Source organism: Pontibacter mucosus (assembly GCF_003054055.1).
Lineage (GTDB): Bacteria > Bacteroidota > Bacteroidia > Cytophagales > Hymenobacteraceae > Pontibacter > Pontibacter mucosus.
In genome coordinates this window covers 176547-198944 of the sequence record NZ_QBKI01000003.1, presented here as the reverse complement: position 1 = coordinate 198944, position 22398 = coordinate 176547, and the positions used below count along the sequence as shown (strand labels likewise).

The window sequence follows — 22398 nt, the reverse complement described above, 5'->3', positions numbered from 1 at the left end:
CTTAAAGCTATTTCTCAGCCATACCATCCAAACCCATACTCGACAAGAACCCGCTGCTCAGGCACTCTTTCCAATAGTTAAAAATCGACTTCTGCGGGTCGCGGGAAACAGAAATTTCCCCGACGCGCGGCTCTTCCCCTTTGCTTGGGTTGCTTTCCTTTATAGCCACTTTGTTGGCCAGTTTTGAGAGCACTTTCTTCCCGAGGCTCTGGTCTTTATCTGCATCTTTACTTAACAGCTCCACCTTTAAGTTATGGTAGTGCAGCGTCATGCTTCCGTTAGCTGCAGCTTGGTTAAGTTCTGCCCTGAATTTACCGCTCCGCACCTGCCCGCTTTCCAGCTTCACAAACGACGTGGGGATCAGGATCGGATTCAGGAGCTGCAGATTTGTCTCTCCAATAGTGCCCTCAATGGTGTGGTAACCCGCATCGTGCAGCAACGGCAAACGAATGGTTACATCCAGATCCGCCCGGTCCATTACCCTGGTTTTAGCCTGAATAACCGCAGGCTTCTTGATTGTTACCTGCTCCGGCATGTTAGACAGATTGGTAATCAGCGCGTTGATATGGTGAAAGGCAATGTGCCCCCGCTCCTCAGCCTCCGGCGCCAGTTCGGCGTAGCGGATGTACCCGCTTTTCAGTTCCACAGAGTCTAGCCGGAATGGGGTCTTTATACTTTGCGCCATCTCATGCGGCAGTTTTTTGGTACCCTTGTCCCGGAAGTTCTGCTTGTCCTTAAAGGCATTCAGAGTAGGCGTTTGCAGCAGCACGTGCTTGATATGTACTTCGTTTGTGCGGGAGTGTTCCCCAAAATCCACTCCCCTTAGCGCTATAAGTTCCGCCGCAGCTTCCTGGTGTGTGACGGCCTCCCCTTTGGCGCGTGCCATAGCTGCCGGTTCAGCCAGCGGCGTAATCTTAAGCTGTTGCAGCAGCACCTCTCCGGATTGTGTATCGATGTGGAGTGAATCTGTGCTAAGTTTGTAAAGTTCGTCGGGGAGCAGCAGGTGTGTACTGGCAGCCGCTAGTTTATGCATTTTCGCATAGTAGGCCCTGTCTTTTGCCGCAAAAGAAGCGCTATCCAGCCTGAAGTCATCAACAGCAAGCTGAAAGTCGCGCACCGAGGAAAGGGTGTCGTTTGTTGCTCCACGGCGGTAGAACATACTCGCCTGCTGTACTTTGATGTTTCCGATGGTCAGCCCCTTTAAAAAGCCTTTGGCCGTTTCGTGCAGAGCCAGATGTGAGGTAGTGGTATCAGGCCGCATCACCGACAGCAGCAAAATGGGCTTCTGCACTTCCAGCTCCGCCAGCTGCACCTGCCGCTCAAACAGGGCCTTTATATGACTTAGGTCACGGAGGTTTACCGGTCCGGTGCGCAGGTCGAGCAGTACACGGGGAACCTCCTGTCCCTGTTGGCTCAACTCCTTCCATTTAGTATAATCAGGTTGCAAGTGCACACTGTCCGCGGCTAAATTTCCCAGAAAGGGGGATAACTTCAGCCCATGCAGTTGCAGTTTATAGACTCCCTTAGACTGTTCAGTCACCAGGCGCTCTACCTTCTGTTCCAGCCAGATGGTGAAAAAGAATAATCCTACGAAAAGTATAAGCGCTGCTCCTGTTACCCAGGCGGCCACTTTAAGCCATTTATGTACCTTGGGAGATTTTTCGGTGCGGATGTCGTACATGCGGAAGTATGGTTTAGACTACCATACGTGAATTTTTACCGGAGCGCTTTGTATACTCCTTGGCCAAAGTATAAACCCAGGTATAATTTTGCTGGTCCGCCGGCTACCGTTTGTGATCGTATAGCAAGTTTCGTCTATATTTATACTTCATTGCCCATCCACCGAAAAGCAGAACTATGAAATCTCCGAAGTGGCTCGACCGTTTGCTCTATCCTTTCGCACCCCATACTTATGAAGTTAGCGGCGGTACGATGCACTACGTGGATGAAGGGACAGGAGCGCCCATCGTGTTTGTGCACGGCACGCCCACCTGGTCGTTTTTGTGGCGACAGCAGATTAAGGCCTTAAGCCGGAACTTCCGTTGCATCGCCCCGGACCATCTGGGCTTTGGACTTTCTGAAAAGCCGGCTGACTTTTCTTATACTCCTGAGGCACACGCCGATAACCTGGAGCAGCTCATAGAACACTTGCAGTTGAAGAACATCACGCTGGTAGTGCATGACTTTGGAGGACCGATAGGTTTACGCTATGCATTGCGCCACCCGGAGAATGTAAAAAACCTCGTTATCCTGAACACCTGGATGTGGAGCCTGGAGGAGGAAGCAAAGATTATGAAGATAAGCCGGTTTATGGCCGGTGGTATTGGCCGGTTTTTATACTTGCAGCTAGGCTTCTCGGCTAATGTCTTGCTGCCGCAGGGCTACCACGAGGGCAAACACCTGACCAAAGACATCAAGCTGCACTACCAAAAGCCCCTCTCCTCTGCTTCCCGCCGCATGGGAACCTGGGTCTTTGCCAGAGCCCTGCACGAATCAAACCCATACTTTAGCGAGCTGTGGCAGCAGCGCGACAAGTTGAAAAGTATAAATAAGCTTTTCCTGTGGGGCGAGAAAGACAAACTACTGCCTGTCCATTTCCTGGACAAATGGCAGCAGGAGTTCCCGGAAGCCAAAACCATCAGGTATAAGGCTGGCCATCTTGTGCAGGAGGAGCGCGGCGGCGAAGTAGCAGATGCCGTCCGGGATTTTGTTACGGCAACATAAAGTATAGCTCTGCCAAAAAGTATAGAACAGCTGACAGGGTTGCCTTATCGGCTAATCTGCTACTTCTGGTGGCGCTCCTGCAGCACAGCTACCACATCTTTCAGCTCCAGACCGGTGGCTGCCAGCAAAACGAGCAGGTGGTAAATCAGATCAGCCGCTTCGCCTTTCATTGTATCCAGTTTACCAGCCACTGCATCAATCACCGTTTCCACGGCTTCCTCCCCTACTTTCTGGGCGATTTTGTTCACGCCCTTATCAAACAGGAAGTTCGTATAAGAGCCTTCCACTGGATTGGCCTTACGCTCCTGAATCACCTGCTCCAGCTGCGCGATAAACTGAATCGCCTTCGTTCGATTAGCTGCTTCCTCCTCCCCGAAGCAGCTGGTGCTACCGGTATGGCAGGTGGGGCCGTTTGGCTTTACTTTAATGAGCAGCGAATCAGCGTCACAGTCCTGGGCTATACTTATTACCTGTAAGGTATTTCCGGATGTTTCGCCTTTAGTCCAGAGGCGGTTTTTGGAGCGGGAGAAAAACGTTACCACCCCCTCCTGCTTGGTTTGATCCAGCGCTTCCTGGTTCATGTAGCCCAGCATCAGCACCTGGCCGGTTGTATTATCCTGTATCACGGCGGGCACCAGTCCACCGGCTTTATCGAAATCTAAGTTCACTTCGTGAAAGTTTAGAGTTAAAAGTTATGAGTTAAGAGTTGAGAGGTAGAAAGTATAAATACCTGGCGCCGGCATCCAGCCGGTGACGCTTCGTGCGTGCGAGTCTCCAGACTCGCTTTTAAACTTATACAAGCGAGTCTGGAGACTCACCCACACCCGTAGTCACCAGAAAAATTCCGGAGTCAGTGGTAGGTGCATTAATTCACTCATGCACTCATCCACTCATTCAAAATTATACCCGCACCGCCACGCCTTGGGCTTTCAGGTATTGCTTCAGGTCAGGGATGGCCAGCTCGCGGAAGTGAAACAGACTGGCAGCCAGCGCAGCATCGGCATGGGCTTTCAGAAAGGCATCGGCAAAGTGATCAATACTTCCGGCACCACCCGAAGCGATTACCGGAACGGAAACGGCCTGGGCCACCTCTCTGGTAATATCCAAGGCAAAGCCCGCTTTGGTGCCGTCGTTGTTCATACTTGTCAGTAATAGCTCGCCGGCTCCTAATTCCACTACCTGCTTTGCCCAGGCCACCGTTTTATACTCGGTTTCAATGGTTCCGGCGCGGGTGTATACTTTCCAACCGGTCTCCTCTTTATACTTGGTGTCGATGGCCACGGTAACGCATTGGCTGCCGAAGTGCCTGGCAAGCTCTTCCACCAACTGCGGATTTTTAATGGCCGAGGAGTTCACGGAAACCTTGTCGGCTCCGTTCTGCAGCAGCACCTCTACATCGGCTACCGAACTAATGCCACCACCCACGGTAAACGGAATGTCGATGTGTCGGGCAATCTCGCGCACAAGTTGGGCAAAGGTTTTACGCCCTTCGTTGGTGGCAGTGATGTCGAGGAATACGAGTTCGTCGGCACCTTGCTCGGCATACCATTTGGCCAGCTCCACCGGGTCGCCAGCGTCGCGGATGTTCTCGAACTGCACCCCTTTTACGGTGCGGCCGTCCTTAATATCCAGGCAGGGAATGATCCGTTTGGTTAACATAAGAATCGCACTAAGTCTTTTAATTGAATGGTGCCCTCGTAAATGGCTTTGCCAATAATGGCTCCTTTTACGCCGATTTCCTGCAGCTGCTCCAGGTCTTCTATGGTTGTTACGCCGCCGCTGGCAATAATCCCGGCTTCCGGCAAGGTGAGCTTCAGGTGACGATAGGTGTTGAGGGACGGGCCCTGAAGTTTACCGTCCTTGCTCACGTCGGTACAGATAAACAGCTTCGCACCTGTCTGCACGTAGCCGGAAATGAAGTCCTGCAAGGGGTATTTACTCTCCTCGGTCCAGGCGGAAATGGCAATGTTGGTGCCTTTAAAATCCGCCCCGATGATGATTTTCTCAGCCCCATACTTTAATAGCCAGCATTTCACCGTTTCCGGCTCGCGCACGGCGATACTTCCGGCCGTGATTTGCGCAGCTCCTGCGTTAAAGGCCTGTTTCACCGCCTCATCCGACTGCAGGCCGCCGCCAAAATCTATCGTCAGGTTGGTGTTGGCGGCTATACTTTCCAGCACGGCCAGGTTAACGGGCTTTTTGGCGCGGGCGCCGTCCAGGTCTACCAGGTGCAGGCGCTTGATGCCACTGGCTTCAAAACGCTTGGCTACCTCCAGCGGGTTGCTGTCGTAGGTGGTTTGCTGCGCGAAGTCGCCCTCGGTCAGACGCACGCACTGGCCGCCGATTATGTCTATGGCAGGGATAATTTCCATCATAAGGCAAGGAAGTTTTTAAGTATCTGTGAACCGGCAGCCCCGCTCTTCTCGGGGTGAAACTGCGCGGCGTAGAAGTTTTTATACTGTAAGGCAGCCGAAAAAGGCTCCGGGTACGAGGTTTGGGCAATCGTATACTCGCTCACCGGCACGTAATAACTGTGCACATAGTAGACGTACTCTTGCTCCGCCAGCCCTTCAAACAACGGCGACTTTAGGTTTTCTAGCTGGTTCCAGCCCATGTGCGGCACTTTCAGATCGGTTTCGAAATGCTTTACCGGCAGCGGAATGATGTTGAGCAGGTCGGTGTTACCCTCTTCGGAGTGCTGGCAGAGCAGCTGCATGCCCAGGCAAACGCCAAAAAACGGCTGCTCCAGCGTGGGCAGCAGCTTGTCCAGGTTGCGGGCCCTGAGCTGGGCCATGGCCGAGGCCGCCTGCCCTACCCCCGGGAAAATCACTTTGTCGGCCGCCTTGATGGTATCGGCATCCGAGCTCAGTGTGGCCTGCACGCCCAGCCGCTCCAGTGCAAACTGCACCGACTGCACATTACCGGCCTTGTAATCAACTATAACCAGGTTCATTTAGTTAGTTATGAGTTAAGAGTTTTGAGTTAAGAGTTAAAAAGCACTACCGTGGAATCAGTTTTTACCTTACACCAAACGCGATTATCAAATACGCATTTATACTTCTTTATGAAAGCAAAGCCGAGACACTTCAGGCCGTTAAAGTATAAATCCTGCCAATCCTTTAATCCTGAAAATCCTGATCTAAAACAAAAAAGCCTGACTCTTTACGGAGTCAGGCTTTTGGATGTATAGGTTAATATACGTTTAGCAAATCCATAGGCTATTGGCTCCGAAACTGTTGCTTCGTGCATGATGATGGTGCATATGAGCCATTGTGCCTTTCATTGACACAAATATAAGGGCTGCAAAGTATAAATCCACCAAATAATCGCTATTTCTTCTTGCCACATCCTTTATACTTCATTTCAGAATACCGGCTTTTGGCTTAAATTTGAAGTATGAAAAAGACACTTTTACTGGCTGGTGTGTTTGCCGTAAGCTTTGCGCAGGCACAGCAGCGCATGACGCCCGAACTGCTCTGGAAACTGGGCCGGGTTTCTGCTGAGACTATAACCCTCGACGGAAAGTCCGTGATTTATGGCGTAGGTTACCCCAATGTGGAAGAAAACAGCAGTGAGCGCAACCTCTACGCGATTCCTGTTACCGGCGGGCAACCCACACAGCTGACTTCTTCCAAAGGCGGCGAGAGCGTAGTGCACATTGATAAGAAAACAGGCGACATCGTGTACCTGCACAAAGGGCAGCTGTGGCAATTGGCAGGCGGAAAGGGCGAACCGAAGCAACTGACCAACGTGGAAGGCGGCCTGAGCAACGTGCGCTTCTCCCCTGATGGCAAGCACCTGCTCTTCTCCCGCGAAGTCCTTATCAAAGAAATGCACAGCTCGGATAAGCACCCGGACCTCAAAAAGGCGAATGCGTACGTGTACGACGACCTGAATTACCGCCATTGGGATACCTGGGAAGACGGTAAGTTTCAGCACATCTTCTTCGCCAGCTACAACAATGGCCAGCTGGGCACACCGGTAGATATCATGGAGGGGGAAGCGTACGACACCCCGCAAATGCCATTCGGCGGCAAGGAAGACGTTATCTGGAGCCCGGACAGCAAAGCTATACTTTACGTGAGCAAGAAAAAGTATGGCAAGGAGTATGCCGTGAGCACCAACACCGATATCTACCGCTACGACATCGCCAGCGGCAAAACCACAAACCTGACCGAGGATAACAAGGGCTACGACACGCACCCTGTCTTTAGCGCGGATGGTTCTAAACTGGCCTGGTTACAGATGGATGAGGAAGGCAACGAAGCTGACCAGAATGAGCTGATCGTGCTCGACACCAAATCCGGCAAAAAGTATAGCCTGACCAAAGACTGGGATGAGACGATAAACTCATTTGAGTGGAGCAACGACGGCAGCAAGATCTGGTTTGTTGCCCCTACCAAAGGCACGATACAAGTATACGAGATTGCCCTTCCGAAGAACCTGGACAAGTTCTCCGCCAAAAGTATACGACAGGTTACCAAAGGACAGTTCGACGTAAACAGCATTGTGGGCCAGGCTGGCAAGGAGCTTATCGTGTCGCGCAACGACATGAACCATGCCCCGGAACTGTATCGCCTGGAGCCAAAGTCGGGTAAGCTGACGCAGCTCACAAAGGTAAACGACGAAGTATTCTCGAAACTGGCCAAGAGCAAAGTAGAGCCGCGCGTAACAAAGGCCAGCGACGGCAAAGACCTCTTCTCGTGGGTGGTGTATCCGCCGGATTTCGACCCGAATAAGAAATACCCTACCCTGTTGTACTGCCAGGGCGGCCCGCAGTCGGCCCTTACGCAGTTCTATTCTTACCGCTGGAACCTGCAACTGATCGCTGCGCAGGGCTACATTGTGGTAGCGCCTAACCGTCGCGGCATGCCGGGCCACGGCGAAGAGTGGAACCGCCAAATCAGCGGCGATTGGGGTGGACAGCCTATTCGCGATTACCTGTCTGCCATTGATGATGTGGCAAAAGAGCCTTATGTTGACAAAGACAGATTGGGTGCGATTGGCGCCAGCTACGGTGGCTACTCGGTGTTCATGCTGGCAGGCGTGCATGAAGGACGCTTCAAGACCTTCATCTCCCACAACGGTCTGTTCGACATGCGCAGCTGGTATGGCACTACAGAGGAAATGTTCTTTGCCAACAACGAGCTGAAAGGACCATACTGGGACACCAAGTCGCCACAGAGCTACAAGGACTTCAACCCAAGCGAATACGCCAATAAGTGGGACACGCCAATCCTGATCTTCCAGGGTGGCCGGGACTACCGCGTGCCGATTGAGCAAGGCCTACAGGCCTACCAACTGGCGCAACTGAAGGGCATCAAGAGCCGCCTGGTATACTTGCCGGACGAGAACCACTGGGTACTGCAGCCGCAAAATGCGATTGTGTGGCAGCGTGAGTTCTTCAACTGGTTAGACGAGACGCTCAACAAAGAAGTAAACTAAAGTATAAAAGCCCGGTGCAGATGATGTACCGGGCTTTTTACTTCTGAAGATAACCTATTTTACTGGCACGGATTTGCTATCCATGTCATACTATAATGTAGAGTCTATAATTCAACTGGGCCAGAGGCCCAAGCTATAGTTAGTCACGAGCGATGACGCTCGCGCCATATAAAATCATATATGCCGCAAGTTTGAGCGGAGCGGTAACTTGTAGCTGCATTTGTAGCCAGTTTGTAACTGGCGCAAGTTGAAAACTTACCTCATAGTAACCACAAGTTGCAAACTTGCGGTATGTTCCTATTTGAACAACGATTAACCAATAACGAATAACTAAAAGCTCTCCCGCAGCTCGTACGCCTGTCGCATACGCTTAATTAAGCGCTCCGACTCCTGGAAATTCAACGTTTGCTGCCCGTCTGAGAAAGCCTTTTCCGGCGTATAGTGCGTTTCGTAAATCACACCATCTGCTCCCGCCATCACCGAAGCCAAGGCCATACTTGCCACATAGTCGCGCAAGCCAATGCCGTGCGATGGGTCCACAATTACGGGCAGGTGCGTTTTCTCTTTCAGTACCGGCACCGCGTTCAGGTCGAGAATATTGCGGTAGGCTTTTTCGTAGCCGCGGATACCGCGCTCACAAAGCATAATTTTCTCGTTACCGTTGGAGAAGATGTACTCGGCCGCCTGCAGCAGTTCTTCCAGCGTACCCGAGATACCGCGCTTCAGCAGTACCGGCTTCTGCGCCTCACCCAGGGCATCCAACAGATTAAAGTTCTGGCTGTTGCGCGCCCCCACCTGAAACACATCCACATAATCCACCATTTCCTCTATCTGCGACACCTGCATCACCTCCGTAATAATCTTAATGCCGTTTTCGCGGCAGATGCGGTGGAACATTTTCAGGCCATCTATCCCCAGGCCCCGGAAGGCGTAAGGCGAACTGCGCGGCTTGAACACCCCGCCCCGCATAATTTTCACGTTGTTCTCCACCAGGTGCGCCACCACACGCTCCACCTGTTCTTCGCCCTCAATAGAGCACGGGCCAGCCATGATGCTAAAGTTGCCTTCGCCTACCATTACCCCGTCACCCAAGTCGATGCGGGTCGGCTCCACGCGCCACCTGCGGGAGATAAGTTTATACTCTTCAGACACCCGGTGAATGTCGGCCACGCCCGGCAGCTGCCCAATCTGGCGAATGTCGAACTCCTTTTTTCCGATGGCCACCAGGTAGTGCGCCTGCTGCGTAACGACTTCATTGGCTTTGTAGCCGATTTCCTGTACCTGCTTCAGAATGTTTTCCTTCAGCTCCGCCGGAATCCCTTGCTGCAGTTGTATGATCATGTTAGTTTTTGATACTTTGGATGAATGATTTGATGTTCTCCGAGAGGCTTCCCTCCCGCTGCAGCGCCTTCACAAAAGCACTGCCGATAATGGCGCCGCTGGCATGCGTACAGGCAGCCTCAAAAGTATCCTTGTCGTGGATGCCGAAGCCAATCACGCCGGGATTCTGCAACTGCATGCCGGCCACCCGCTGAAAGTATGCCTGGCTTTGCTCGGCCAAACCCACCGTTTTACCCGTCGTGGAGGCCGACGACACCATGTAAATAAAGCCGTTGCTGAGGCTGTCGATTTCCCGGATACGGGCCTCCGGTGTTTGTGGCGTGATAAGGAAAACCTTGCTCAGGTTATACTTCTCGAACAGCTCCTTAAACTCCTCCACATATTGCTGCAGGGGCAGGTCCGGCAGAATAATGCCGTCAATGCCAACCTCTGCGGCTTTCTGGCAGAAACGCTCCACGCCATACTGCATCACCGGGTTCAGGTAGCCCATCAGCACCAGCGGAATCTGGGTTTTCTGGCGGATATCCTGCAGCTGCTCAAACAATTTCGGAATGGTCATGCCATTCTTTAAGGCGACGGTGCTACTGGCTTGGATGGTGGGCCCATCAGCCAATGGGTCGGAGAAAGGCATGCCAATCTCCAGCAGGTCCACGCCGTTTTTCTCCAGCTCCAGGATGATAGTTTCAGTATCGTTCAGGTTCGGGAAGCCTGCTGTAAAGTATACCGAAAGTATACCCTTCGGCTTCTGCGCAAACAGGCGCTTGATTCTATTGCTCATCGAAATGAAAATGCTTTAGGTAGGTAGATAAGTCTTTGTCACCGCGGCCGGAGAGGTTAATTACCACAATATCATCGGGCTTGGCCTGCAGGCGCTCCAGCACTGCCAGCGCGTGCGCACTCTCCAGCGCCGGGATAATTCCCTCCAATCGGGTTAGCTCCAGCACTGCCTGCAGGGCTTCCTCGTCGGTGGCATTCTCAAAGCGGGCACGGCCGCTCTCGAACAAATGCGCGTGCAGCGGCCCCACGCCCGGGTAATCCAAACCAGCCGAAATAGAGTATGGCTCGGTAATCTGCCCGTCCTCGGTTTGCATGAGCAAGGTGCGGCTGCCGTGGATGATACCATCCTTACCAAGTATAGAAGTAGCCGCCGACTCACCGGAATGGATACCTTTGCCTGCTGCCTCTACGGCCACCAGCTGTACTTCCGACTCATCCAGGTAATGGTAAAAAGCACCCGCCGCATTGCTGCCGCCGCCCACGCAGGCCACGACATAGGTTGGCAACTCGGTGCCTTCCTTCTCCAGCAACTGTGCCCTAATCTCCTCGGAAATCACCGCCTGAAAACGGGCCACCATGTCCGGGTACGGGTGCGGCCCCACCACAGAACCAATGATGTAGTAAGTGTCTTCCGGGTTGTTAATCCAGTCACGGATAGCCTCGTTGGTGGCATCTTTTAAAGTCTTGCTTCCACTGGTGGCCGCTACTACCTGCGCGCCCAGCATCTTCATGCGGGCCACGTTTGGCGCCTGGCGTTCAATGTCCACTTCGCCCATATACACGATGCACTCCAATCCCATCAGCGCGCAAACAGTCGCTGTTGCCACGCCGTGCTGACCGGCTCCGGTTTCAGCGATGATGCGCTTTTTGCCTAATCGCTTGGCAAGCAAAACCTGCCCGATGGTGTTGTTGATTTTGTGGGCACCGGTATGGTTGAGGTCCTCGCGCTTGAGGTATACTCTGGTGTTATACTTTTCGGAAAGGCGCGGCGCAAAGTATAAAGGCGAAGGGCGGCCTACATAATCCTTTAGCAGCGCCTGCAGCTCCTGCTGAAAGTCCGGCTCCTGTATGATGCGCAGGTAATTCTGCCGCAGCTCCTCCACATTCGGGTACAGCATCTCGGGGATGTAGGCCCCTCCGAACTTGCCGTAAAATCCTTTTTCGTTAACGTGATAGCTCATTTTATTTTAGTTAAGAGTTGAGAGTTAATAGTTATGAGTTTTAAAACATCACACTTTAGCTCTTTCACTCAGCACAGTCATGTTTTATACTTTATAAGCAACCCACCCCTGCCCCTCCCAAGAGGGGAATATTCAGTAACCTTGATTCCCCTCCTCGGAGGGGTTGTGGTGGGTTTATACTTTTTTATACTTTTCTTACTAACTGAAACAGTTCCTTCAGCTTCTCCACCTTCTTCAACCCCGGCTCCTCCTCAAAACCGCTGTTCACATCGATGGCATAAGGCTGCGGGCGGACCTTGTCCAGGTGCTTGACGTTCTCCAGGTTCAGGCCACCGCTCAGGAAGTATGGCTTTGGCGATAGGTAACCGGTGAGCAGTTCCCAATCGAAAGGAATGCCGTTGCCGCCATACTCCTGCCCTTTGGTGTCGAATAGAAAGTAGTCGGCGCTGGACTCGTAGAGCAGCGTGTTCTCGAAAACAAAGCGGTCATCCACCGAAAAAACCTTAATTACCTCCACACCCAATTCTTTTACATCGGCGCATCCTCTTGGCGACTCCTTTCCGTGCAGCTGCACAGCATCGAGCTTATACTTCTCCACGGTCGCTTTTATACTTTCGAATGGAGCATTCACGAACACACCCGTCTTTTTTATACTTTGCGGCAGCTCTACCAGCAACTCCGGCGTTATATGACCTTCCGCATAGCGTTTGGAGCCCTCGTAGAAGATAAAGCCCATGTAGTCGGGCCCGAGCGCCGCCACCTGCCGGATGTTATCCGGGTCGCGCAGGCCGCATATTTTGATTTTCACAACTCTTAACTTTTAACTCTTAACTCTACACTACAGCAGGTTGCGCCAGCAGCTGCTTAAACTCTTTGATGAAGGCGGCGGCGGATTGGCCCGGACGGCTGTTCTGCATGAAGGTCTCTCCGATTAGGAAACCGTTGTAGCCTGCCGCTCGAAGTGTAACCAGGATTTCAGGCTTGCTGATGCCGCTCTCGGACACTTTGGTGATGCCACTCGGAATATGGTTAGCCAGCTCCAGAGAGGTATTTATGTCCGTCACAAAGTCCTTCAGGTTACGGTTATTCACACCCACTACGGTTACCTCATCGCAAAGCGTTTGCTGCAGCTCTTCCAGGTTATGTACTTCGAGCAGCACTTCCAGTCCCAGGGAGCGGGCAAAAGCTGCCAGTTGCTTCAGCCGAAAAGGCTCCAGCGCAGCAGCAATTAAAAGTATGGCATCAGCCCCAATCGATTTGGCCTCCACAATCTGATATTCATCCACCGTGAAATCCTTGCGTAGAATGGGGCAATAGTTAAACTTGCGGGCCGTCATCAGGTCCTCATTCTTGCCACCAAAGTATGGCCCATCCGTCAACACCGACAGCGCTGAGGCACCCGCCTGCATGTAGCTAACTGATGTGCGCTCCACCGACACATAAGGGTTGATATCGCCTTTGGAAGGAGACTTGCGCTTGATTTCGGCAATGATACCGCTCTTGTCGGGGCGCAGCAGGTAACGCTCCAGCGAAATGCAGGGCGTCTCGAAGTATAAACTCTTCTCCAGCAGCTTTACCGGGTAGAGCTCCTTGCGTTCAGCTACTTCTTTATACTTGGTGGCGATGATTTGTTCGAGTATGTTCATGTTGTTTTTTATTTACCTCCCCCTTACCCCCCTCCTAAAAACAGGCGGGAGTGTTGAGAAAGCGACTTGTCTAATTTACTTGAAAGAGCCAGCACTACTCAAATCAACTTTAAGTATGAGTTGTAACTCTTGTTTACCCCCTCCTGTTTTTAGGAGGGGGCAGGGGGAGGTCTTACGCCTCCACTAGTTTCTGGTCATTTACCAGGCTGCTAAATAATTGGTAAGCCTTCCCGGATTCAAGTGTTTCTTTAGCTATACTTACTGCCTCCTGCAGCGCCAGTTCCGGGCGCGCGCACTGCAGTGCCATGGCAGCATTAGCCGATACCACGGCAGTCTGGGCTACGGTGCCCTCTCCTTTCAGCACCTTCAGGAAGATGTCGGCAGCCGATGCGATACTTCCACCCCCTCTAATTTGCTCTTGTTTCAGGGTAGGCAAGCCAAGCGCAGCCGGGTCCAGCAAGGCCTCTTTGTTGTCGGAGATTACTTTGAAGGGACTGGTCAGCGAAACTTCGTCGTAACCGTCCAGGCTGTGTAGAATGGTATAGCGGGTATCGGTTTGCTGATACAGGTAGCTGTACATGCGGGCCAGTTCCAGGCTATACACGCCTACCAATTGGCGCTTCGGGAAAGCCGGGTTCACCATCGGGCCCAGGATGTTAAAGAAGGTCTTTACCCCCAAATCTTTCCGGATGGCGCCCACACCTTTCATCGCCGGGTGGAACAGCGGGGCATGCAAAAAGCAGATGTTATACTTTTCGATGCTGCGCTCGAGGGCATCTGTATCGGTGGTAAACTTAATGCCCAGCGCCTCCAGCACGTTAGAAGAACCGCAGGACGAAGACACGCCATAGTTACCGTGCTTGGCCACCGCCACGCCATTCGCCGCTACAACAAAGGAAGATAGCGTAGAGATATTAAAGGTATCCTTTCCATCGCCGCCCGTACCGCACAGGTCAATCGGGTTGTAGGCCTCCAGGTCCACGCGGTGACAGAGCTCCAACAGCGCGTCGCGGAAGCCTTCCAATTCCTCCACCGTAATGCTGCGCATCATAAACACGGTCAGGAAGCAGGACACCTGACTCTGGTTATACTTGCCTTTGGTAATATCGGCCAGCACCTCCCGCGCCTGCTCCTTGGTCAGCGTTTTATGTTCGAATAAGTGGTTTAGTATTTCTTTCATGGTTTTTTCAGCATATCAAGTATAACGACACACGTAACACGACTCTTAACTTTTAACTCTCAACTCTTAACTAAATAACCAGTTCTTGATCATCTCCCGGCCATGCTTGGTCAGCACCGACTCAGGGTGGAACTGCACGCCGCGCACGTTGTGCTCCTTGTGGCGCAGCGCCATGATACGGCCTTGCTCATCCACGGCCGTGGCTACCAGGCACTCGGGCAAATCCTCTTCTACCAGCCAGGAGTGATAGCGGCCGGTTTCAAACTCCTTAGGCAGCCCCTCAAAGAGCGGTTCCTCTTCACAAACCACCTGCACCGGTGTGGCTACCCCGTGCCATACTTCATTGCTGTTAAACAGTTTGCCGCCGTATACTTCTCCTATCGCTTGATGACCGAGGCATACGCCAAACAAATCTTTGCTGGCGCCATAAGTGCGGATAATCTCTTTCAGAAGCCCCGCCTCTTCCGGAATGCCGGGCCCTGGCGAGAGCATAATCTTATCATACTGGCCTACCTCTTCGAGTGTGGTTTTGTCGTTGCGGCGCACGGTTACCGTGGCGCCCAGTTCCTGCAGCAGGTGCACCAGGTTATAGGTAAACGAGTCGTAGTTGTCGATGACGAGTACTTGCATGTTAATTGATGTTTTGGGCCAGTTCCAGGGCGCGGCGCAGCGCCATCAGTTTATTGTCTACCTCCTGCAGCTCGCTCTCCGGGTCAGAGGCCGCCACAATGCCGGCACCGGCCTGGAAGTATAACCTGTAGTCTTTGCTCAGAAACGAGCGAATCATGATAGCGCTGTTGAAGTTGCCGTTGAAGTCGAGGAAGCCGATGCAGCCGCCGTAGAAGTTGCGGTTGGTGGTTTCATACTTGTCGATGAGCTGCATAGCCTTGTGCTTGGGTGCCCCGGAGAGCGTACCGGCCGGGAAGGTGCTGGCCACCATCCTCAGTGCATCTTCCTGGCTGTGCAGCGTGCCCGTTACTTTGGACACCAGGTGAATCACGTGCGAGTAGAACTGAATTTCGCGGAAGGTCTCGACTTCCACACTGTGGCCGTTGCGACTCAAATCGTTGCGGGCCAGGTCCACCAGCATCACGTGCTCTGCGTTTTCCTTGGGGTCGGCCAGCAGTTTTTCGGCCAAAGCTGCATCGGCCGCGTCATCACCGGTTCTGCGGAACGTGCCGGCAATCGGGTAAATGCTTGCTTTCTGGTCTTTTATCACCAGCTGCGCCTCCGGCGAAGAACCGAAGATTTTAAAGCTGCCATAATCGAAGTAAAACAAGTACGGCGAAGGGTTGATGGAGCGCAGGGCGCGGTACACGTTAAACTCATCCCCCTGAAAGCCCTGGGCAAAGCGGCGCGACAATACCAACTGAAACACATCGCCCCGGAAGCAGTGCTCCTTTGCCTTGGCAATGTTCTGCAGAAACTCCTGACCCGAAATATTATGCTCCTCCTGACCGGTGGTTTTAAAGGTAAAGCTCGGGATGTTGCGGCTATTGAGAATTGCCTCCAGCTGCGCAATGCCGTCATCATCACCCTGGTTGTAGTTGTGCGCAAAAATATAGGCCTGGTTGGTGAAGTGGTTGATGGCGATGATGTGGCGGTACACGGCATAGTATAAATCCGGAATACTGGCGCGGCCTTCTTTTTTCGTGATGGCTATGTCCTCGTAGTAGCGAACGGCATCATAGCTCATGTAGCCAAACAGGCCGTTGTGGATGAAGTTAAACTGCTTGTTCTCCTCCACCTCAAAGCTCTTCGAGAATCCGGCCAGCAGGCCCGGCACATCGGTTTCTTTGGTGATGGCTGTGGTTCTCACCGTTCCGTCCGGGAAGGTTTCGGTCAGCACCTCCTGCTCGGCTTTTATACTGGCCATGGGGTTGCAGCAGATGTAGGAGAAGCTGTTTTCGGCGCCGTGGTAATCGGAGCTTTCGAGCAGGATGCTGTTCGGGAACTTGTCGCGCAGCTTCAGGTACACGCTCACCGGCGTCAGTGTGTCGGCCAGAAGTTGCTTGTACGTGGTGGTTAGTTTATACTTACTCATGTTGCTTTGAGGTGATGAAAAACAAAAAGGCCTGCCATTCTCGTGAACAGCAGGCCTTTTATACCCTTGGATTAATGCTTTATATGTTACTTCATATTTGGCATAGAATGGCTGTCCACGATACTTTCCGTAACGTGCCACCACCATGCTGTATGAAGATTCTGAATCATTGTGTCTTTTTCTGATAGTATGGAGACTGTGTTTATCATCCCCTACACTTGCAAATGTAGAAGCTAAAGCGGATAAAACAAACCTTCCCTTAAATTAATTTTCCGGGCTCACTCCGAAATTATCCCGTAGAAGGCCTCTTCCAGGTCAGCCAACTGCTCTATTTCGGCACTGCCACAGGTATTTAGAACAAGGGCTACATAAAAGCTTATACTTTTCTCCAGCACCTCCACTCCTATCCGCTCGTTCACGTTATGGACCAACTGGGCAGACTCCCGGTTCACGACCTGTGGCGCAAACCTGAAAATATTGGTGGTTAGGTTGCTGTAGTGCCGTGCGTCTGTGGCACCGGGGAAAAGTGCAGGCACCACCAGCGCATCCGGAAAAGTTTGCAGAATGGTGGTTTTCAAGGCATCATATACCCAAGTGTCTGTTGGCGTTTCGGGCGAAGGGGGCGTGTACACACCATACTGGGAGATTTCCACCCGGTCGTCCTTTATCACCTTGCGCACATAGTCTATCACAGTCTGGTCGGTCTCCCCATTGAGGATGCGCACATTGAGTACAGCGGTTGCCTGCCGGGGCAGCACGTTGTTTTTCTCGCCCCCGGCAATAATGGTGGGCACCAGCTTCGTGCGAATCAGTACATCCGTGGCCTGGTCTTCTGACAGTTTCTTGAGTATCTTTTTCTTGAACAGCCCATAGTGCCGCATCGCAAATTTATACTTGCCGCCCATGCGCTCAGTCAGGATTTCCATCGACTCGCGGGTAGTGGAGGTAAGCCTTGGCTTGAAGGGATTCTGCTGCAGGCGGCTGATGGCGCGGCTCAGAATGCCGATGGGCGTTTCGGAAGGTGGCGCGGAGGAATGCCCGCCCTCTCCTTTCACGGTAAGCAGCAGGTTCAGACTGCCTTTGGCAGCAGTGCCTACCAGGGCCAGGGGCTCCTTTATGCCAGGGATAACGTCCTCGGCCACAGCCAGCCCCTCATCAAAAACCGCCTCCAGTTGCACCCCCAGTTGCTGCAGGTGCTCGCTTATTTTTCCCGCGCCCTCGTCGCCACCGATTTCTTCATCGTGCCCGAAAGCCAGGTATAAGGTGCGCTCCGGCTCATAGCCCTGCTCCAGAAGCCGCTCTACCGCTTCCAGCATCGTCACTACCCTATACTTGTCGTCCATGGTGCCGCGGCCCCACACAAAACCGTCCTTCACCACGCCGGCAAAAGGATCCTCCAGCCAATCTTCCTCCGAGGCGGCCTCCACTGGCACCACATCCATGTGCGCCATGAACAGCACCGGCTTTAAACTCGGGTTTTGCCCCTGCCAGGTAAATAACAGACTGTAGTCGTTTATCACCTCCACTTGCAGCCGATCATGGGCCAGCGGAAAGGCATCGGCCAGGTAGGCGTGGAGCTTGCTAAACTCCCCGTACTGGAAATCTTCGGGCTCTAAGGCAGAAATCGTTTTAAAGCGAATGGCAGTAGCCAATTTTTCTGCCACTGCATAACGAGTCTTTACGGAAGTGCTATCCGCCCCGGAATAGGCATTAAAAGAGAATAAAAAGGAAAGAAAGAAAACAAAGTACTTCATGATGGCTCGGGCGCAATGGTAACAGTAGCTTACCAGGCGCGGGCATGCTTAATGAGAAAAATAATCCGCTTGTAGAAAAGCTAAAATTCTAAATTATTGATTATCTTCTACATTTGCAAAATCAGGTGGCGCTATACGCGGAACATGCACGTTTTTTATTGGTAGCTTACTATTTGTAATTTACGTGCCATCAGCCCTCCCCGGCTGAAGAAAGGAAGTATACTTTTACTTGAATTCCTGCCTTTACAGTGTTTACTTTGTAGCCCTTCCGTAAAGCTGGCAATTTTATGAGACGAACCCGCACCCAACTTCTGTATAGAGATAATACCATCGCCATCGAGTTTAATCAGATGGAAGAGTGGCTTTATGTCAACTGGAGAGGCTATCAGAACTATGACTCGGTAGTAACTGGCTGTGAGAGAATATTGAGATTTATGAAAGATACTGCCTGTTACCGTATCCTGAACGACAATACCCACGTGGAGGGCCAGTGGTCTGCCGCCTTGCGGTGGCTGGCCGAGGAATGGTTTCCGGAAATGGAGAAACAGGGCCTGAAACTGTTCGCCTGGGTCTACTCACCCAGTGTGCTTAGTCGCCTTTCGGCGGATAAAACCGTGAAGCTTGCTGACTATCCCAGTTACATACAGGCTTTCGAGGACATTGAGCCCGCCAAAGACTGGCTCCGCTCGCATTTATAAACACGACAAAGTATAAAACAGCAAGCGGCGCTACGAATTGTAGCGCCGCTTGCTGTTTTATACTTTCCTATTAGAGAGTACCCTTGGTGCTGGGGATAGAAGTATCGTGCAGGTTGCGCTCCACGGCCATGCGTATGGCGCGGGCAAATCCTTTGAAGATGGCCTCTATCTTATGGTGCTCGTTGTCTCCTTCTACCTTGATGTTCAGGTTCGCCTTGGCCGTATCGGAGAAGGACTTGAAGAAGTGGAAGAACATCTCCGTGGGCATCCCCCCTACTTTCTCGCGTTTAAAGTCCGCCTTCCATACCGCCCAGGGGCGACCACTAAAATCGATGGCTACCTGCGCCAGGGCCTCGTCCATGGGAAGTATAAAAAAACCATAGCGGCTGATGCCCCGCTTATCGCCGAGCGCCTGCAGAAAAGCCTCGCCCAAGGCAAGCCCCGTATCCTCGATGGTGTGGTGCTCGTCGATGTGCAGGTCGCCTTTTACCTGTATGCTTAAATCCACTTTGCCGTGCCTGGCCACCTGCTCCAGCATATGATCAAAGAAACCGATGCCTGTCTGGATGCTTGACTTGCCGGAACCATCCAAATTCAGATCCACTTGGATATCTGTTTCGGAGGTACTGCGGCGGACGCGGGCTGTGCGGCCGGTGCGCTGCTGCTTCAGGAAAGTATAAATCTCATCCCAATTGGTGGTGCTCAGCGCTGCTCCGTCGGCTGAAGATTCCCCGATGAAGATGGCTTGCGCCCCCAGGTTTTGCGCCAGCTTCACGTCCGTTAGCCTGTCGCCGATGACGTAGCTGTTGGCCAGGTCATACTCCCCGGCCAGGTAGTTTTTCATCATCCCGATGCCGGGCTTGCGTGTCTCCAGCCCCTCGTGCTCAAAGCTGCGGTCAATGAGGATTTCATCAAACGTAATGCCTTCGCTCTCCAGGATTTCGAGCATCTTGTTCTGATAGGGCCAGAACGTATGCTCCGGATAAGAGTCAGTGCCCAGGCCATCCTGGTTCGTCACCATCACAAACTCATAGTCCATTTCCCGGTAAATGCGGGCCAGGTTGGTGATGGACTTCGGGATAAAGGCAAATTTCTCCAAAGAATCCACCTGGTAATCTGTTGGCGGCTCAACCAGTATGGTGCCGTCGCGATCTATAAAAAGTGCTTTTTTCATTTCTTTGATTACGTATCAAGTAACACGTATCAGGTATCACGACTTTGGGAGATTGACTTAGTGTAAGTCTTAGTACGTGATACGAGATACGGGCAACGCTTTTATTTGAATTCTGCAATAGCCTGCAGCAGGCGCTGGTTTTCTTCCAGGGTGCCGACGGAGATGCGCAGGCAGCCTTCACAGCCAGGCAGAGAGGAACGGTTACGTACCACTATACCTTTATCCAGAAGATAGTTATACATCCCGTTTGGATCTGTTACTTTAACAAGTATAAAATTAGCATCGGAGGCGTAAACATGCTCCACTGCGGGCAGATCGGGCAAAGCTTCCAGCAGCAGCTCGCGCTCCTGCACAATCTCTTCGATCATGTCCTTCAGCGCTTCCCCGCGTTCCAGCGCCTGCAGTGCCAGCTCCTGCGTGGCTTCATTGATGTTGTATGGCGGCTTGATTTTATCCAAAACAGAGATAATATCCTTAGAGGCGAAAGCAAGGCCTAACCGTAGCCCGGCCATGCCCCAGGCTTTGGAGAACGTCTGCAGCACCACCAGGTTCGGAAACTCCTGCAGGCGGGAAGTCCAGCTGCGGGCGTCGGCAAAATCAATGTAGGCTTCGTCTACTACCACCAACCCGTTGAAGGCGCGCAGGATGTCCTCTATACTTTCAGTTTCTATCAGGTTGCCGGTGGGGTTGTTGGGCGAGCAGATGAATATGATTTTGGTCGTAGGCTTTACATTTAGCAGCACCTCCTCCACCGGAATCTGGTATTCCCCGGTCAGTTGCACGGCCTGCAGAGCCACCTCGTTCAGGTTAGCCGATACTTCGTACATGCCGTAGGTGGGCGGCAGGTGCAGCATGCTGTCCTGCCCGGGGCGGCACACCATCCGGAAAAGCAGGTCGATGGCCTCGTCAGAGCCATTGCCCAGGAAAATCTGCTCCGGCTGCACGCCTTTTATTTCGGCAATGCGCGCCTTCAGCTTCTTTTGGTGCGGGTCAGGATAGCGGTTATACTTTTCGCCGGCCAGGCTGCCGAGGTTATTTTCGTTGGCGTCCAGAAAAATGCTGGCGCTGCCTTTAAATTCGTCGCGGGCCGAAGAATAAGCTTTCATCTTCAGCACATTCGGGCGAATGATATCGTTCAGGTTAAACACGGTCTAGTTCTTTAAGTCGGATACTTACGGCATTCTTGTGCGCCTCCAGCCCTTCGGCCTCGGCCATGGTTTCGATGGTTTTGCCGATGATTTGCAAGCCCTCGCGGGTAATGTACTGGAAGGTGATTTTTTTCACGAAGCTATCGAGCGACACGCCGCTATAAGCGCGGGCATAGCCGTTGGTCGGCAAAGTATGGTTGGTGCCGGAGGCATAGTCACCGGCAGATTCCGGGCTATAGTGGCCTAAAAACACTGAGCCAGCATTCGTAATACCATCCATCAGCTCCTCAAAATCAGCCACGGAAAGTATAAGGTGCTCCGGCGCGTAAAGATTTGAGAAGTCCAGCATCTCCTGCCGGCTGTCAAGCACCACGCCCAGGCTGTTCTCTAGCGCTTTTGTGGCAAACTCCCGGCGCGGCAGCACATTCAGCTGTGCATCCAGCTCCTGCTCCACCTGTTGCAGTATCTCTTCGGAAGTTGTCAGCAGCACTACCTGCGAGTCGGCCCCGTGCTCGGCCTGCGAGAGCAGGTCGGCAGCCACGAAAGCCGGGTTGGCGCTCTCATCGGCCATCACCAGCACTTCCGAAGGTCCGGCTGGCAGGTCAATGGCAACCCCGGTTTTGCTGACTAATTGCTTGGCCACCGTGACATACTGGTTACCTGGGCCAAAGATTTTATACACTGCAGGCACACTCTGCGTGCCAAAGGCCATAGCAGCGACGGCCTGTGCCCCGCCGGCTTTTACAATGTGGCTGATGCCCAGCAAAGAGGCCGTGTAAAGTATAGCCGGGTGGATGCTGCCGTCTTTGGCAGGCGGCGTGCAAAGTATAATTTCCCGGCATCCGGCAATGCGGGCCGGCACCCCCAGCATCAGCAAAGTAGAAAAAAGCGGTGCGGTGCCTCCGGGAATGTACAAACCAACCTTATCGATGGCTACGCTCTTGCGCCAGCAGTTCACGCCATTCATGGTTTCTACCTGCCGCACGGGCTCTGCCTGCTGCGTATGAAAGAGCTGAATATTGCTGTAGGCCTGCAGGATAGCCTCTTTCAGTTCCTGTGGCACTTTAACTTCTGCCGCTGCGATTTCCACCTCGGTGGCCAGCAGGCTTTGCAGTTGCACCCCGTCATACTTGTGGGCCAGTTGTAGCAAAGCCGCGTCACCCTGCTCCTGTACCAGTTGAAACGTCTGCAGGATGCCGGGTTCCAGTTCTTCCAGGTTCTTGGTCGGGCGCTTTACCAGCTGTGCCCATACGTCCGGGCTTGGGTTAATGAATTTGCGCATCGCT

General features: G+C 52.7%; 20 protein-coding genes. 3 read left to right on the top strand and 17 right to left on the bottom strand.

The genetic code is table 11. The features are described from left to right. Nucleotides 1-7: 7 nt before the first annotated feature. A complete protein-coding gene (locus tag C8N40_RS07230; RefSeq protein WP_108211118.1) occupies nucleotides 8-1681 on the bottom strand; it encodes a DUF748 domain-containing protein in 1674 nt (557 codons plus the stop codon). A gap of 176 nt (nucleotides 1682-1857) precedes the next feature. Here C8N40_RS07230 and C8N40_RS07225 point away from each other — a divergent pair, with 176 nt between their 5' ends. Next, nucleotides 1858-2724, top strand: a complete 867-nt coding sequence (locus tag C8N40_RS07225; RefSeq protein WP_108211117.1) for an alpha/beta fold hydrolase — start codon at nucleotides 1858-1860, stop codon at nucleotides 2722-2724. 59 nt (nucleotides 2725-2783) lie between these two features. On the opposite strand, the gene hisIE is transcribed toward C8N40_RS07225, so the two are convergent. The 4 genes from hisIE to hisH form a co-directional block, all read right to left on the bottom strand. Continuing rightward, nucleotides 2784-3392 (bottom strand): bifunctional phosphoribosyl-AMP cyclohydrolase/phosphoribosyl-ATP diphosphatase HisIE, encoded by a 609-nt coding sequence (hisIE, locus tag C8N40_RS07220; protein WP_108211116.1) that lies wholly within the window; start codon nucleotides 3390-3392, stop codon nucleotides 2784-2786. A 232-nt stretch (nucleotides 3393-3624) separates the two neighbouring features. Further along, nucleotides 3625-4383: an imidazole glycerol phosphate synthase subunit HisF gene (gene hisF, locus C8N40_RS07215; protein ID WP_108211115.1), complete on the bottom strand. Its 759-nt coding sequence runs from the start codon at nucleotides 4381-4383 to the stop codon at nucleotides 3625-3627. Next, complete coding sequence (gene hisA / locus C8N40_RS07210) at nucleotides 4377-5099, bottom strand: 1-(5-phosphoribosyl)-5-[(5-phosphoribosylamino)methylideneamino]imidazole-4-carboxamide isomerase (protein ID WP_108211114.1); 723 nt, start codon at nucleotides 5097-5099, stop codon at nucleotides 4377-4379. Before hisA ends, hisF begins: the two co-directional genes overlap by 7 nt. After that, a complete protein-coding gene (gene hisH / locus C8N40_RS07205; RefSeq protein ID WP_108211113.1) occupies nucleotides 5096-5677 on the bottom strand; it encodes an imidazole glycerol phosphate synthase subunit HisH in 582 nt (193 codons plus the stop codon). The genes hisA and hisH overlap by 4 nt, the downstream gene beginning before the upstream one ends. A 443-nt stretch (nucleotides 5678-6120) precedes the next feature. Between hisH and C8N40_RS07200 the strand changes: the two genes are divergently transcribed. Beyond that, nucleotides 6121-8169 carry a S9 family peptidase gene (locus tag C8N40_RS07200; protein WP_108211112.1) on the top strand — a complete coding sequence of 683 codons (2049 nt, stop codon included), beginning with the start codon at nucleotides 6121-6123 and terminating at the stop codon, nucleotides 8167-8169. Nucleotides 8170-8499: 330 nt separating this feature from the next. On the opposite strand, the gene C8N40_RS07195 is transcribed toward C8N40_RS07200, so the two are convergent. The 9 genes from C8N40_RS07195 to C8N40_RS07155 form a co-directional block, all read right to left on the bottom strand. Then, complete coding sequence (locus C8N40_RS07195; protein WP_108211111.1) at nucleotides 8500-9510, bottom strand: bifunctional 3-deoxy-7-phosphoheptulonate synthase/chorismate mutase; 1011 nt, start codon at nucleotides 9508-9510, stop codon at nucleotides 8500-8502. 1 nt (nucleotide 9511) lies between these two features. Next, nucleotides 9512-10288, bottom strand: a complete 777-nt coding sequence (gene trpA / locus C8N40_RS07190; RefSeq protein WP_108211110.1) for a tryptophan synthase subunit alpha — start codon at nucleotides 10286-10288, stop codon at nucleotides 9512-9514. Next, the gene (gene trpB, locus C8N40_RS07185; protein ID WP_108211109.1) at nucleotides 10278-11468 is read right to left on the bottom strand and encodes a tryptophan synthase subunit beta; all 1191 of its coding nucleotides are present in this window, start codon (nucleotides 11466-11468) and stop codon (nucleotides 10278-10280) included. Before trpB ends, trpA begins: the two co-directional genes overlap by 11 nt. 184 nt (nucleotides 11469-11652) lie before the next feature. After that, entirely contained in the window at nucleotides 11653-12276 is a 624-nt protein-coding gene (locus C8N40_RS07180; RefSeq protein ID WP_108211108.1) for a phosphoribosylanthranilate isomerase, read from the bottom strand. 25 nt (nucleotides 12277-12301) lie between these two features. Beyond that, nucleotides 12302-13114, bottom strand: coding sequence for an indole-3-glycerol phosphate synthase TrpC (trpC, locus tag C8N40_RS07175; protein ID WP_108211107.1), 813 nt, complete (start codon nucleotides 13112-13114; stop codon nucleotides 12302-12304). 172 nt (nucleotides 13115-13286) lie between these two features. Beyond that, a complete protein-coding gene (trpD, locus tag C8N40_RS07170; protein WP_108211106.1) occupies nucleotides 13287-14294 on the bottom strand; it encodes an anthranilate phosphoribosyltransferase in 1008 nt (335 codons plus the stop codon). A gap of 66 nt (nucleotides 14295-14360) precedes the next feature. Continuing rightward, nucleotides 14361-14924, bottom strand: a complete 564-nt coding sequence (locus C8N40_RS07165; protein ID WP_108211105.1) for an anthranilate synthase component II — start codon at nucleotides 14922-14924, stop codon at nucleotides 14361-14363. A 1-nt stretch (nucleotide 14925) separates the two neighbouring features. After that, entirely contained in the window at nucleotides 14926-16338 is a 1413-nt protein-coding gene (locus tag C8N40_RS07160) for an anthranilate synthase component I family protein (RefSeq protein ID WP_108211104.1), read from the bottom strand. A gap of 278 nt (nucleotides 16339-16616) precedes the next feature. Then, complete coding sequence (locus tag C8N40_RS07155) at nucleotides 16617-18002, bottom strand: M20/M25/M40 family metallo-hydrolase (RefSeq protein ID WP_170114037.1); 1386 nt, start codon at nucleotides 18000-18002, stop codon at nucleotides 16617-16619. Nucleotides 18003-18379: 377 nt separating this feature from the next. Between C8N40_RS07155 and C8N40_RS07150 the strand changes: the two genes are divergently transcribed. Then, nucleotides 18380-18790 (top strand): hypothetical protein, encoded by a 411-nt coding sequence (locus C8N40_RS07150; RefSeq protein WP_108211102.1) that lies wholly within the window; start codon nucleotides 18380-18382, stop codon nucleotides 18788-18790. Nucleotides 18791-18860: 70 nt separating this feature from the next. Here the strand turns inward: C8N40_RS07150 and hisB are convergent, their stop codons facing one another. The 3 genes from hisB to hisD form a co-directional block, all read right to left on the bottom strand. Next, complete coding sequence (gene hisB, locus C8N40_RS07145) at nucleotides 18861-19964, bottom strand: bifunctional histidinol-phosphatase/imidazoleglycerol-phosphate dehydratase HisB (protein WP_108211101.1); 1104 nt, start codon at nucleotides 19962-19964, stop codon at nucleotides 18861-18863. A 101-nt stretch (nucleotides 19965-20065) separates the two neighbouring features. Next, nucleotides 20066-21112 carry a histidinol-phosphate transaminase gene (hisC, locus tag C8N40_RS07140; RefSeq protein ID WP_108211100.1) on the bottom strand — a complete coding sequence of 349 codons (1047 nt, stop codon included), beginning with the start codon at nucleotides 21110-21112 and terminating at the stop codon, nucleotides 20066-20068. Further along, the gene (gene hisD / locus C8N40_RS07135) at nucleotides 21105-22394 is read right to left on the bottom strand and encodes a histidinol dehydrogenase (protein WP_108211099.1); all 1290 of its coding nucleotides are present in this window, start codon (nucleotides 22392-22394) and stop codon (nucleotides 21105-21107) included. The genes hisC and hisD overlap by 8 nt, the downstream gene beginning before the upstream one ends. Between the last annotated feature and the right edge of the window lie 4 nt (nucleotides 22395-22398).

Coding starts and splice junctions, on each gene's coding strand:
- trpB (WP_108211109.1), bottom strand. CDS start 11,468: ATGAGCTATCACGTTAACGAAAAAGGATTTTACGGCAAGTTCGGAGGG.
- C8N40_RS07195 (WP_108211111.1), bottom strand. CDS start 9,510: ATGATCATACAACTGCAGCAAGGGATTCCGGCGGAGCTGAAGGAAAAC.
- C8N40_RS07165 (WP_108211105.1), bottom strand. CDS start 14,924: ATGCAAGTACTCGTCATCGACAACTACGACTCGTTTACCTATAACCTG.
- C8N40_RS07225 (WP_108211117.1), top strand. CDS start 1,858: ATGAAATCTCCGAAGTGGCTCGACCGTTTGCTCTATCCTTTCGCACCC.
- trpA (WP_108211110.1), bottom strand. CDS start 10,288: ATGAGCAATAGAATCAAGCGCCTGTTTGCGCAGAAGCCGAAGGGTATA.
- trpC (WP_108211107.1), bottom strand. CDS start 13,114: ATGAACATACTCGAACAAATCATCGCCACCAAGTATAAAGAAGTAGCT.
- C8N40_RS07160 (WP_108211104.1), bottom strand. CDS start 16,338: ATGAGTAAGTATAAACTAACCACCACGTACAAGCAACTTCTGGCCGAC.
- trpD (WP_108211106.1), bottom strand. CDS start 14,294: ATGAAAGAAATACTAAACCACTTATTCGAACATAAAACGCTGACCAAG.
- hisA (WP_108211114.1), bottom strand. CDS start 5,099: ATGATGGAAATTATCCCTGCCATAGACATAATCGGCGGCCAGTGCGTG.
- hisH (WP_108211113.1), bottom strand. CDS start 5,677: ATGAACCTGGTTATAGTTGATTACAAGGCCGGTAATGTGCAGTCGGTG.
- C8N40_RS07230 (WP_108211118.1), bottom strand. CDS start 1,681: ATGTACGACATCCGCACCGAAAAATCTCCCAAGGTACATAAATGGCTT.
- C8N40_RS07150 (WP_108211102.1), top strand. CDS start 18,380: ATGAGACGAACCCGCACCCAACTTCTGTATAGAGATAATACCATCGCC.
- hisB (WP_108211101.1), bottom strand. CDS start 19,964: ATGAAAAAAGCACTTTTTATAGATCGCGACGGCACCATACTGGTTGAG.
- C8N40_RS07200 (WP_108211112.1), top strand. CDS start 6,121: ATGAAAAAGACACTTTTACTGGCTGGTGTGTTTGCCGTAAGCTTTGCG.
- hisF (WP_108211115.1), bottom strand. CDS start 4,383: ATGTTAACCAAACGGATCATTCCCTGCCTGGATATTAAGGACGGCCGC.
- hisD (WP_108211099.1), bottom strand. CDS start 22,394: ATGCGCAAATTCATTAACCCAAGCCCGGACGTATGGGCACAGCTGGTA.